The organism is Chryseobacterium sp. FR054 (genome assembly GCF_056844565.1).
This window is the reverse complement of the sequence record NZ_JBXDSA010000001.1, coordinates 707,070-719,059: the sequence shown is the minus strand read 5'-3', so window position 1 is coordinate 719,059 and position 11,990 is coordinate 707,070. Positions and strand designations below refer to the sequence as shown.

Annotated in this window: 9 protein-coding genes; all 9 read left to right on the top strand. The window is 38.4% G+C overall.

What is annotated here, in order from left to right:
* Positions 1-331 precede the first annotated feature (331 nt).
* The 9 genes from AC106S_RS03610 to AC106S_RS03570 all read left to right on the top strand — a co-directional run bounded on the left by AC106S_RS03610 (position 332) and on the right by AC106S_RS03570 (position 11,927).
* On the top strand, positions 332-727 hold the full coding sequence (locus AC106S_RS03610) for a hypothetical protein (protein WP_482437766.1): 396 nt from the start codon (positions 332-334) through the stop codon (positions 725-727).
* Between the two features lie 521 nt (positions 728-1,248).
* Positions 1,249-1,389, top strand: coding sequence for a bacteriocin-like protein (locus AC106S_RS03605; protein WP_482437765.1), 141 nt, complete (start codon positions 1,249-1,251; stop codon positions 1,387-1,389).
* 233 nt (positions 1,390-1,622) lie between these two features.
* The gene (gene purB, locus AC106S_RS03600) at positions 1,623-3,050 is read left to right on the top strand and encodes an adenylosuccinate lyase (protein WP_482437764.1); all 1,428 of its coding nucleotides are present in this window, start codon (positions 1,623-1,625) and stop codon (positions 3,048-3,050) included.
* Positions 3,051-3,104: 54 nt separating this feature from the next.
* Positions 3,105-4,067: a WG repeat-containing protein gene (locus AC106S_RS03595; RefSeq protein WP_482437763.1), complete on the top strand. Its 963-nt coding sequence runs from the start codon at positions 3,105-3,107 to the stop codon at positions 4,065-4,067.
* A 15-nt stretch (positions 4,068-4,082) separates the two neighbouring features.
* The gene (locus AC106S_RS03590; protein WP_482437762.1) at positions 4,083-5,504 is read left to right on the top strand and encodes a serine hydrolase; all 1,422 of its coding nucleotides are present in this window, start codon (positions 4,083-4,085) and stop codon (positions 5,502-5,504) included.
* Positions 5,505-5,524: 20 nt separating this feature from the next.
* Entirely contained in the window at positions 5,525-6,952 is a 1,428-nt protein-coding gene (locus tag AC106S_RS03585; protein ID WP_482437761.1) for a serine hydrolase, read from the top strand.
* Positions 6,953-6,995: 43 nt separating this feature from the next.
* On the top strand, positions 6,996-10,691 hold the full coding sequence (locus AC106S_RS03580) for a phosphoribosylformylglycinamidine synthase (protein WP_482437760.1): 3,696 nt from the start codon (positions 6,996-6,998) through the stop codon (positions 10,689-10,691).
* Between the two features lie 107 nt (positions 10,692-10,798).
* Positions 10,799-11,500, top strand: coding sequence for a DUF3667 domain-containing protein (locus tag AC106S_RS03575; protein ID WP_482437759.1), 702 nt, complete (start codon positions 10,799-10,801; stop codon positions 11,498-11,500).
* Positions 11,501-11,513: 13 nt separating this feature from the next.
* Positions 11,514-11,927: a barstar family protein gene (locus tag AC106S_RS03570; protein ID WP_482437758.1), complete on the top strand. Its 414-nt coding sequence runs from the start codon at positions 11,514-11,516 to the stop codon at positions 11,925-11,927.
* The last annotated feature ends 63 nt before the right edge of the window (positions 11,928-11,990 follow it).

The window sequence follows — 11,990 nt, the reverse complement described above, 5'->3', positions numbered from 1 at the left end:
TAAAATAACTTCCAGCCACTTTCTTTCATTTTTTATCTGTTAACCCCAGCTTCTCAATCAGATTAAACAGATTCTTAATTTCATGGAATATGAGTCGGATGATTGATGCTTTATCTCCAAATGTTGAAATATTATTTTAAATAGTGAAAAACAGCTTTATTTTTGTCATATTTTCCTTTACAGAAAAGGAATGCTTTGAATTTGTTAAACTTAAAATATGATAACAGTAATCTGGTAAAATTGCGGAAAATAAAAATCAACACGCATCGTCTTTTTTTGAATTTTTTGGCATGATTTTTAATAACACTGTTATAGCCTTAATATAACAAAAATGAAAAAAACAATTTTACTTGGCGCGATGTTTCTTGGTTCTTTGGTGTTTGCACAACAGAAACCTGTATTGGGAGGAGATAGAGATGCACACGGATGCATAGGTTCGGCAGGATATACTTATTCTCAGATCAAAAAAGACTGTGTAAGAGTGTTTGAGCAGAAAATCAAACTGACTGAAGTGGCTCCTAAAGGAAGTTCTACTTCCATGGCTGCAGTGATCTTCAGCAAAGACATGAAAAAAGCTGAAGTTTTTGTGCCGGGTACCGGCTCGGAAAGCATTATCCTGGACCGCGCAGGAAAAGGAAAAGCCTGGAAAAAAGGAGAGTATGCGTTGGTTCCTTTCAAAAAAGGAGGATACCAGCTTAAAAAAGATAACGTAGTTATTTATAAATAGATTCAATTTTTCAAATGAAAAGCCATCCCTTACGGATGGCTTTTTTTGTAGTGTTTTATTTCTAAATAAAAGATTAGAGGACTATAAAGTAAAAACTGCCCCGGACCTGTAAAATCAAAAGTATTTTTTATTGCAGATCGCTGATTAGCGGATGAGTGTGCTTAATAAAAACCTAATAGGTCTCAAAGACCTATTAGGTTTAGGAATCAGCATAAAGTTTAAAATTCAACAACATACAATAAGATCTTATATGCAGAATTGATTCAATAGAGGTGTACTTTCGTCCGCCTGAACAATAAACCATCCATCCGGCTTTAGCCAAAACTTATACAGCAGATTCACAAAATCTGTGAGAAAAATAAAAATCTGCCCAATCTGCCCTATCAGCGAAATATAAAAAATACTCATAAATCCTTCTGTACTATAATTTATTTCCCTCAAAAATAGGTATATTGGTATAACCAAATTAAAGCCGGATCCGAAAAGCTTACAGAGTAGGAAAAAATCAAAAAAATGTTATTATGAAAAACTTAAGAAAACTTTCAAAACAGGATCTGAAAACCGTTCAGGGAGGAATTCCAATGTGTCTGCCAGGGTATTTCTGGTGTTCATTTGTGAGAAAATGTATTCTGGTAGGATCATCATGCGGACTTGAATACTGATTCCTGAATAAATAATGTAAAGGACAATGCTTTATATTATTTTGAAAACAAAACAGAGACTGTTCCGGATGTGGGCGGTCTCTTTAACTTCGGTATAGCAGTACAGCCCTTAATTTTTTCAGTAAGAATCTGTATCAATCGATAAAAAACAGGGTTTAAAAATCATAAAAACAGGATTTTTATCTCTCACTGAAAAACCGTATTTTTGTACATCTAAAAAGTAAAAGAAAAGAATGAATTCCTACAAAAATCCATTGGAAGAGCGCTATTCCAGTGAAGAAATGTTGTTTAATTTCTCACATAATAACAAATTCCGTACCTGGAGAAAGCTTTGGATTGCTCTGGCTGAAATCGAAAAAGACTTAGGTCTTGATATTACAGATGAGCAGATTGCCGAACTGAAAGCAAATGCTGAAAATATCGATTACGATAAAGCGGCAGAATACGAAAAGAAATTCCGTCATGATGTAATGGCTCACGTTCATACCTATGGAGATGTGGCACCTTCAGCAAAAGGAATTATTCACTTAGGAGCTACTTCAGCTTTTGTAGGAGATAATACAGACCTTATCCAGATCCGTGACGGACTTTTGATCTTAAAGAAAAAGCTGGTTAACGTAATGAAGAACCTGTCTGATTTTGCTATTCAGTACAAAGATCTTCCTACGCTGGGATTTACCCACTTCCAGCCTGCCCAGTTAACGACTGTGGGTAAAAGAGCAACACTTTGGTTACAGAGTCTGGTTCTTGACATTGAAGAGCTTGATTTCTTCCTTGAGACTCTTCGTTTCAGAGGCGTAAAAGGAACCACAGGAACGGCCGCAAGTTTCCTTGAGCTGTTCAACGGGGATTATTCCAAAGTAAAACATCTCGATAAAGAACTTTCAAAAAGATTCGGTTTTGAAAAAGTTTTCGGAGTATCCGGACAGACTTACGACAGAAAAATTGATGCGAAAGTGGTTGCATTATTAGGAAATATCGCACAATCTGCCCATAAATTCACCAACGATTTACGTTTACTTCAGAACCTTAAGGAAATTGAGGAACCATTCGAGAAAAACCAGATCGGTTCATCCGCAATGGCTTACAAACGTAATCCGATGAGAAGCGAAAGAATAGGGGCGTTGGCAAAATATGTAATGTCTTTAACGACAAGTTCTGCGATGGTAGCCTCCACACAGTGGTTTGAAAGAACACTGGACGATTCAGCCAACAAGAGATTAACAATTCCTCAGGCCTTCCTTGCTGTTGATGCTATTCTATTGATCTGGAATAATATCATGAACGGAATCGTGGTATATCCGAACAGAATTAACAAACATATTATGGAAGAGCTTCCTTTCATGGCAACAGAATACATCATCATGGAAGAAGTGAAAGCAGGAGGAGACCGTCAGGAAATCCACGAAGTGATCAGGGTTCACTCCATGGAAGCATCCAGGCAGGTGAAAGTGGAAGGAAAAGAAAATGACCTTATCGAAAGAATCTTAAACGACGATTCTTTGAAATTAGATAAATCGAAATTAAAAGAAGTTTTAGATCCTAAAAACTTTATCGGGTTTGCCCCGATTCAGACCGAGGAGTTCATCAAGAATGAAGTCCAGCCGATCCTGGATCAGAATAAAGATTTGATAGGACTGGAAGCTGATCTTAAAGTATAAAGAAGTATGCAGCCTTTTGGGGCTGCATATTTTATTTCAGAGCTGTTGACGAATATGAAAAGAACACTGTTTGCCGTTTTACTGATACCGATCATTGCCTTCTCCCAGAAAAGAGAAGCTTTACAGTATTTCAAATCCAAAGATTCTCTGGTAGGAGTAAAGAATAAAGCCGGAAAAGTAATTGTTCCTGCCCGGTTCATGATTTACTCAGACCTTAAAGACGGTGAACCGGTAAAAGGAGAAACCATCTATTTCGATGGAGAAAAAAAAGGAGAACAGCGCCGGGAAAATGAATGGGGATATGTTTACGACAGAAAAGGAAATTTCCTGTACAGACCTTTTCTCTATGATAACGGAGCAGATTATTTCTCTGAAGGACTGACAAGATTCGTTAAAAACGGAAAGATAGGATTTGCTGACAGAAACGGGAAAACAGTCATCGCAGCAGAACATGATTTCGTATCCCCTTTCAACTATGGGTACGCTTCTTTCTGCGACGGCTGCAGCTGGGAAAAAACAGAAAGTGAACACAAATCCATCGTTGGCGGAACATGGGGAATGATGAATGCCAAAGGAAAAGTGGTTCAGCCTATATCACAGAAGTCTGAAAAAGATATAGAAATTGACGGGAAATATTATCCGTTTCCATTCAGTTATAATGAAAAAGAGAAGAATATTCTTCAGTTTTTTAATCAGCAAAATAAAAAGCTTTCAGATATTTATTATGTAAATCTTTACCATAAACTGTCTGAAAATGAAAAAAAACTATACTTTGAAATTGTAGAAAGGCCCAAAGAAAACTTCCCGTTTTATCAGGTGAATACCTACGATTACAGAAAAGAAAATACAGGATCGGGCTACCGTTTTAAATTTATGGTGTCTGAAGACGGAAAAATGGTGTATGCAGCAGATTATAATGATGAAAAGCTACCTTTTGAAAAATGGCTGGAAACCGAAATAAAGGCTGCGGAGGAATTTCAGAAAAAACATCCGGATAATCCTAATAAAATTAAATAACAGAGAAGAGAATCAATGAAGAACATATTCGTATTGGTACTGGCTTTAGCGTTCACAAAGAATTACGCACAGAATGATAAGGCTGTTTATTCTATCATCAACGCAAACGCCAAAAAAATAGCTGAAAAATCAGGAGCTTACTCTGTTTCCGTCGGAATTTTGAAAGACGGAAAAATCTTTACCAGACATTTCGGTGAAATAGACAAAGGAAAAGGCAATAAAGCCAATGACAATACCTATTTTGAGATCGCTTCAGTAACCAAAGTGATGACCGGACAATTACTGGCAAAAGCAGTGGTGGACGGAAAGATTAATCTTGATGATGATATCAGAAAATATCTGAAAGGAGACTATCCCAATCTGGAATACAACGGTACCCCGATTAAGATCAGGAACTTTATCGCTTACAATTCCGCTTTACCACGGACATTACCTGATGATGAAGCTCTTTATAAAAACCTGACGAGCGAAACGCCGTTTCAACTGAGAGATCTGTCTGCATCTTATTCCAGAGAACAGTTTTTCAAAGATTTAAAAAATGTAAAACTCAAAGGATTTCCGGGAAGAGAATATAATTACAGCAATCTGAGCCTGGAACTGACGGGTGTTATTCTGGAAAATGTATACGGGAAGAGCATGGAAGACCTTTTCAGTGAAAATATTTTTTCCAGACTGGGAATGCAGCATACCAGATTCGGAGCAGGCAAAACCGTACCTGTCGCAAATGGATATTACGACGGAAAACTGATGCCGCATTTTGAATCAAACCTGTGGAGTTCCTCAGGAATGAAAACCGTCTCCAGTATGGGAGACCTGATGAAATTTATGAAAGATGAACTGTACTCAAAAGACAAGGTCATTCTGGAATCACAGCGGAATATTGATGACAGCAAGGAAAACTGGCACAGCTACTTCTGGGATAACTTCTACATCAGTGAATACGGAAAGGTAGGCAATAAACATGGCGGAGCATTCGGCACACAAACATGGTTTGCCATTTATCCCGAGTTTAAAATGGGAATCTGTGTGATCATCAACAACAGTACACCCACTACATATCCCATACTTCAGAACGCTGTGGGTGAAATGGTTGAAGATTTCGCAGCCCCTTCAGCAAAAAAAGAAGTGTACGGGTATTCTGTAAAAGGAAATAACGTTGTGTTCAGCTACACACACCCTCAAAATGCAGATGCCGGACTGCTCAATACCGTTGCAGTAGCAGGCTCCTTCAATGACTGGAACCCTGAAAATAAGGACTACCAGATGACAAAAAAAAATAAAAACCGGTTCGAACTGGAGGTTCCCGTATCCAAATTTGAAAAAGGGAAGACATATACCTTTAAATTTGTACTGAACAAGACCGCCTGGCTGAATGCTCCTAAAAGAGCTTCCAATGCAGACAGTACACCGGATAAGAACTTAATATTCACACTTTAATTAGAAAAAAAATCAGCCTGATGAAAAATGTATTGGCACTTGTATTTATTCTGACTTTTGTGAAGAGCTATTCACAGAGTGAAAAGACGGTATATTCAATCATTGAAGCAAATGCAAAAAAACTGGCTGAAAAATCAGGAGCCTATTCCGTGTCCATCGGAATCATAAAAGATGGGAAAGTCTATACCAGACATTTTGGTGAACTCGATAAAGGAAAAGGAAACCGGGCAAATGATAATACCTACTTTGAAATAGCTTCAGTTACCAAGCTTTTTACAGGTCAGATGCTGTCTAAAGCAGTATTGGAAGGAAAGATTAGCCTTGATGATGACATTCGGAAATATCTTAAAGACGATTACCGGAATTTAGAATATAACGGAACTCCTGTAAAAGTCAGAAATATTCTTTCTTATACTACAGCATTACCAAGAAGCCTGCCTGATGAAGATGATTTGAGAGGTAAAAACTGGACGGGTAAAAGCCCTTTTTTAATAATGGAACGTGAAGCTGGCTATTTCAAAGACCAGTTTTTAAAAGATCTGAAGCAGGTAAAACTGGATACCGTTCCCGGATTTAAATATCAATACAGCAACCTAAGTCTTGAACTGGCAGGACATATCCTTGAAAATATCTATGGTAAAGAGGTAGAAACGCTTTTCAATGAAAATGTTTTTTCAAAATTAGGGATGAAGCATACTAAGTTCACCCTGGGGAAAAATGAAACATTAGCCAATGGATACAACGGAGATCATCAGTTAATGCCTCATTTTGCCTCGAATTTATGGGGTTCTACAGGAGCAAGAACAAAATCAACTCTCGGAGATCTGATGAAGTTTCTGAAAGATGAAATGTATTCAAAAGACAAGGTTGTTCAGGAAACCCATAAAAATATAGAGAACAGTAAAGAAAGCTGGAAGGGCTATCTTTGGGATGACTATTACATCAGTGAATTCGGAAAAGTCGGATTTAAACATGGTGGCTCTTTTGGAACCCAGACCTGGTTTACGGTATACCCTGAATTGAATATAGGAATCTGTATGATTGTCAATATCGGTGTAGACGGGGGCGGATTTGTACTTCTGGACAGTGCTTCAGAAATCATGGAAGACCTTACTTCATCATCAGCAAAAAAAGAAGTGTACGGGTATTCTGTAAAAGGAAATAACGTTGTGTTCAGCTATATCCATCCCCAAAATGCGGATGCCGGATTGCTTAATACCATTGCAGTAGCAGGCTCCTTCAATGACTGGAATCCTGAAAATAAAGAATACCGGATGACGAAAAAAGATAAAAACCGGTTCGAACTGGAAGTTCCCATATCCAAAATTGAAAAAGGTAAGACATATTCCTTTAAATTTGTACTGAACAAGACCGCCTGGGTGAATGCTCCTAAAAGAGCTTCCAATGCGGACGGAACTCCGGATAGAAATCTGACACTGGTGCTTTAAAGTAAAAAGAATAAATAAATCTAATATTAAAATCTGACATCTAATGTCTAAAAACAAAAGAATTTTCGTAGAAAAAAGAGGAATTTTCGATGTGGAAAGTCCAAAAATTTTTGATGAAGTAAAAGCGGTGGTTCCTGCCGTTCAAAGCGTGAAAGTATACAATGTGTACGATATTTTCGGTTTGAATGACGGAGAATTTGAAAAAGTAGTATATAACACTTTTGTAGACCCTGTTACGGATATTTTACACACCGGAAACCCGGCACAAAAAATCCACTTTGGAATGGAGTTTTTACCCGGACAGTATGACCAGAGAGCAGATTCTGCCCAGCAGTGTATTGCATTGCTGACGGAAAATGAAAAATCAAAAGTAAGAAGCGGTAAGCTTATTGAATTTGAAGGAATCTCTGAATCAGACCTTGTTAAAATCAAAGACCTGCTGATCAATAAAGTAGAATCTCAGGAAAAAGACCTGTCCGTACTGGATATTCCTGCCGATGAAACCCCTTCAGAAGTGTTGGTTCATGAAAATTTCATCAGTTTTAATGATGCTGAACTTGAAAATTTCTACAATAATCACGGTTTTGCCCTGGGACTGGATGACCTGAAGTTCATTCAGGAATACTTCAGAACAGAACAGAGAAATCCTACCGAAACAGAACTTAAAGTTTTAGACACCTACTGGAGTGACCACTGCCGTCACACCACTTTCGAAACGGAATTGTCAGACATTCAGTTTGAAGGGAAGTTCAAACATACATTGGAAACTATTTTCAATGACTATATCGAAAAAAGAAAATTCTTAGGCCGTGAACTGAAGCCAATCTCCTTGATGGATCTGGCCACCGTATGCGGTAAATATTTCCATAAAACAGGGAATCTGGACAATCTCGTGATTTCCGATGAGATCAACGCCTGTACCATTCAGATCGAAGCAGAATACGACGGCAAAAAAGAACCGTGGTACCTGCTGTTCAAAAATGAAACCCACAATCACCCTACGGAAATTGAACCGTTCGGAGGAGCTTCAACCTGTCTGGGAGGTGCCATCAGAGACCCTTTATCCGGAAGATCTTTTGTGTTCCAGGCAATGAGACTCTCTGGAGCTGCCGACGTTTTAGAATCCGTAGACAAAACCTTACCGGGAAAATTACCTCAGAAAACCATCACAAAGCAGGCCGCCAACGGATATTCTTCGTATGGTAACCAGATCGGTCTGGCAACAACAATGGTTTCCGAAATCTATGATGAGGGCTACAAAGCCAAAAGAATGGAAGTAGGATTTGTAGCCGGAGCCGTTCCCGTAGATTGGGTAAGGCGTGAAAAACCGGCTAATGGCGATTCCATCATTATTTTAGGAGGAGCAACCGGACGTGACGGAGTTGGGGGGGCCAGCGGAAGTTCAAAAGAACAGGACGAAACCTCTATTCATACCATGAGTTCCGAAGTTCAGAAAGGAAATGCTGTGGAAGAACGCAAAATTCAGAGACTGTTCAGAAATCCGGAAGTGACAAGACTGATTAAAAAATCAAACGATTTCGGGGCAGGGGGAGTTTCCGTAGCCATCGGTGAAATTGCAGACTCCCTGGAAGTAAACCTGGATGTACTTCCTTTAAAATACGAAGGATTGAACGGAACCGAACTTGCCATTTCAGAATCTCAGGAAAGAATGGCGGTAGTAGTAGATCCGAAAGATAAAGAACTCTTCATTAAATTCTGTGAAGCTGAAAATATTGTAGCCGTAGAAGTGGCAAAAGTAACAGATTCAGGAAGAATGCAGATGTTCTGGAAAGGAAATAAGATCGTTGATCTTTCAAGAGCATTCCTGGATACCAACGGATGTTCAAAGTCTCAGGAAGTGAAAATTACCCACCTAGAAGAAGTAAAAGAAACCGTGGAAGCATTCACAGAAGAAAGCTTCCTGAACATACTAAAAGACAAAAACGTAGCTTCCCAGAAAGGATTACTCGAAATGTTCGATTCTTCCGTAGGTGCAACTACTGTCGCAATGCCTTTAGGCGGAAAATACCAGCAGACCTTAATGGAAGGAAGTGTTCAGACACTGCCTGTTTTAGGAGCAAAAGATATTAAAACCGTTTCTCTGGCAAGCTGGGGCTTTGATGCTGAAATCTCAAAACAGAACTCATTGCTGGGAGCATCTTACGCAGTAGTAGAAAGCGTTGCGAAGATCGTGGCTATGGGAGGTGATTATAAAAACATCAGATTAAGCTTCCAGGAATATTTTGAAAAACTGGGACAGAACCCTGAAAAATGGGGTAAACCTTTAGCTTCCCTTCTGGGCGCCTATGATGCACAGATCAGCCTGGGGCTGGCTGCCATCGGAGGAAAAGATTCTATGAGCGGAACCTATCAGGATCTGAATGTGCCGCCAACATTGATTTCTTTTGCATGTGCCAACGGAGAAAAACAGAATATCATTTCTCCGGAATTTAAAACCGCCGGAAATAAAATCTATTTCTTTAATCATATCGCTCAGGAAAGCGGCCTTCCAAACTATGAGGCCTTAAAAGAAGTGTATGGATTCATCTTTGAAAACGTTAAGTCAGGAAAGATCGTTTCTGTAAAAACAGTGAAAGACGGTGGTGTTGCAGTAGCACTGGCAAAAATGAGCTTTGGAAACAGATTGGGAGCCGAAATCAATGCGGATGAAAATACCTTATTGGCTAAAAATATCGGCAGCTTAATTATCGAAGCTAAAGAAGAGCTAAGCACTGTAAATCTTCAGATGATTGGAAAAGTAGTTGCGGATGAAGTGGTAACCATCAACAATGTCAAATTTCAGATTTCAAATCTTGAATCAGCTTACACCGGTACATTCGAAAACCTTTTCCCAACAGCAGAAAAAGAAAAAATTACGGTTGAAATTGACGAAAAATCAAACTCAGTCACCCCAAGAAATATCATCATCAGAAAACACGGAATCGCACAGCCTAAAGTATTTGCTCCGGTATTCCCGGGTACCAACTGTGAATACGATACCCTGAATGCATTCCGTAAAGAAGGTGCTGTGGTAAGCAGTTTACCTTTAATCAATATCAGCCACCAGTTATTGGACCAAAGCATCGATGCATGGGTGGAAGAGATCAGAACGTCCCAGATTCTGGCATTCTCCGGAGGATTCTCAGCAGGTGATGAGCCGGATGGTTCCGCAAAATTCATCGTGAATGTTCTGAAAAACGAAAAAATGAAAAATGCCGTTCACGAATTACTGGACAGAGACGGAATGATCATCGGGATCTGTAACGGATTCCAGGCATTGGTGAAATCAGGACTCCTGCCGTACGGTAGAATCAAAGACCTGGATGAAAACTCTCCTACATTGGCTCACAATGCGATCAGAAGACATATTTCACAGATGGTGACAGTAAGAGTGGTGAACGATGAAAGCCCGTGGTTAAAAGGAATGAAAGATCAGGAATTTACCATTCCGATTTCCCACGGTGAAGGACGTTTCATGGCTTCAAAAGAAGAAATCCAGAAGCTTTATGAAAACGGACAGATTGCAACACAGTATATCGATCCGGACGGAAACATAGCCCACGGAATGCCGTTCAACCCGAACAACTCATTATTCGGAATTGAAGGAATCACCAGCCCGTGCGGAAAGATCTACGGAAGAATGGGACACCCGGAACGCTTTGCAGAAGGCCTCATGAAAAATATTCCTGCCGCGAATTATCACAATATATTCAGAAACGGTATTGAATACTTCAAATAAATTAAATCAAACCTCATAGATACCCTTATTCTATGAGGTTTTTAATAATGACCTAACAAATAAGTTCATATTTTTGTATCATTACAATTAGAAAAAAACTATAACCAATGAACGGAGAGCATTCTTCTGGACCTAAAAAAGAAATCAAAAGAATAGACGCGCATTATATTTCTCATGAGATACAACACCTTTTACATTTTGACAAAGGCTTTCCTTTTACCTTTAAAGAAGTTTTGATACATCCGGGAAAAGCAGTAAGAGAATATCTTGGAGAAAATCGTGAAAAGTATGTAAAACCTATTGTATTTTTGGTTTTCTCTGCAGTTATTTACACCTTAATTATTCATTTTTTTCATATTGAAATATCCATATTTAACATAAAAGGATTTGGAAAAACATCGGAATGGCAAAATAATCTTGACACCCAAGTTGTAAATAACTGGGTAGATTCTCATCTTGGCTATTCTGCTATGATAATTGGTTTTTTTATGGCCATTTGGACAAAAATTTTCTTTTATAAAAAAGGTTATAATATATTCGAAATCTTTGTATTACTATCTTATGTTTTTGGTGTATTTTTTATTTCTCTCTTGTTTTTTTTATTGCCAGCAAAACTTACTGATTCATTAATTATTGCCCAAACTGGCGCATTTTTTGGACAGGCTTATATAGTTTTTGCTATTGGACAGTTTTTTGGAGAGAGAAAAGTCATCAATTATGTTAAGAGTTTTATCTGTTTCTTTTTAGGAATGGTTACTTACAAATATTGTTTAGTCATATTGGCTTATCTCATACACTTTTTTAAGTAAAAATACATTTGAAATGAAATTGAATACTTCAAATAATAAAAAGAAAATGATCGTCATCAATGGCGGTCATTTTTCGTCTCTGGAAGGTTTCTATGACGAAGTTTCCAGCGTGTTGATGAAAGATACGGACTGGAAAGTCGGAACACTTGATGGCTTTGATGATATCCTGTACGGCGGTTTCGGAGTATTTGAAAATAATGAAGAAACAGAGATCATCTGGAAGGAATCCGGGAAATCAAAAAATGATCTGGGCTTACAGGCTACACAGGAATTTTATGAAAATAAAATCAGGCAGGGAAAGCCTTTCAATATTGAACTGATTCAACAGAAACTCAAAGATCTGCCGGAGGGAAAAGGACAGACGCTGTTTGAGATTTTAGTCGAAATCATACAGTCCCATCAGAATATAATACTCAGGCTGGAATGATTAATTTTGTAATCAGCAATGGGTGATGAGTAATGAGTAATGAGTAATGAGTAATGAGTAATG

What these genes read in the sequence shown, in the direction of transcription:
- AC106S_RS03610 (WP_482437766.1), top strand. Translation starts at nt 332, where the DNA reads ATGAAAAAAACAATTTTACTTGGCGCGATGTTTCTTGGTTCTTTGGTG.
- AC106S_RS03605 (WP_482437765.1), top strand. Translation starts at nt 1,249, where the DNA reads ATGAAAAACTTAAGAAAACTTTCAAAACAGGATCTGAAAACCGTTCAG.
- purB (WP_482437764.1), top strand. Translation starts at nt 1,623, where the DNA reads ATGAATTCCTACAAAAATCCATTGGAAGAGCGCTATTCCAGTGAAGAA.
- AC106S_RS03595 (WP_482437763.1), top strand. Translation starts at nt 3,105, where the DNA reads ATGAAAAGAACACTGTTTGCCGTTTTACTGATACCGATCATTGCCTTC.
- AC106S_RS03590 (WP_482437762.1), top strand. Translation starts at nt 4,083, where the DNA reads ATGAAGAACATATTCGTATTGGTACTGGCTTTAGCGTTCACAAAGAAT.
- AC106S_RS03585 (WP_482437761.1), top strand. Translation starts at nt 5,525, where the DNA reads ATGAAAAATGTATTGGCACTTGTATTTATTCTGACTTTTGTGAAGAGC.
- AC106S_RS03580 (WP_482437760.1), top strand. Translation starts at nt 6,996, where the DNA reads ATGTCTAAAAACAAAAGAATTTTCGTAGAAAAAAGAGGAATTTTCGAT.
- AC106S_RS03575 (WP_482437759.1), top strand. Translation starts at nt 10,799, where the DNA reads ATGAACGGAGAGCATTCTTCTGGACCTAAAAAAGAAATCAAAAGAATA.
- AC106S_RS03570 (WP_482437758.1), top strand. Translation starts at nt 11,514, where the DNA reads ATGAAATTGAATACTTCAAATAATAAAAAGAAAATGATCGTCATCAAT.